Genomic DNA, 665 nt, shown 5'->3' on the forward strand with positions numbered 1-665 from the left:
ACCGTCGAGGACCGGCTGTGCATCCCGGTGCCGCTCTATCACTGCTTCGGCATGTCGATGGGCACGATCGGCTGCGTCACCAAGGGCGCGACCATGGTTTTCCCGGGCGAGGGGTTTGATGCCGGCGCCACGCTGAGAGCGGTGGCGGGCGAGCACTGCACCGGCCTCTACGGCGTGCCGACCATGTTCGTCGGCCTGCTCGACCATCCGGATTTCGACACCTTCGATCTCACCAGCCTGCGCACCGGCATCATGGCCGGCTCGCCGTGCCCGATCGAGGTGATGAAGAAGGTAGTGTCACTGATGCACATGGCGGAGGTGACAATCGCCTATGGCATGACCGAGACCAGCCCGGTGTCGTTCCAGAGCAGCGTCGACGACCCGCTGGAAAAGCGCGTCTCGACCGTCGGCCGCGTCCACCCGCATGTTGAGGTCAAGGCGATCGATGCCGATGGCGCGACCGTTGCGGTCGGCGCGCCGGGCGAACTCTGCACGCGCGGCTATTCGGTGATGAAGGGCTATTGGGACGACGAGGAAAAAACCCGCGAGGCGATCGATCCCGACGGGTGGATGCACACCGGCGACCTCGCCACCATCGACGCCGAGGGTTATTGCAACATCGTCGGCCGGGTCAAGGATATGGTCATCCGCGGCGGCGAGAACGT

General features: G+C 65.1%; 1 protein-coding gene. It reads left to right on the top strand.

Annotated features, from left to right (window positions below):
* Positions 1–665: AMP-binding protein (locus tag AC0L28_RS34715; protein WP_473482996.1), on the top strand; the 665-nt coding region annotated here is incomplete at both ends.

This window comes from Mesorhizobium sp. WSM4847, assembly GCF_055811335.1.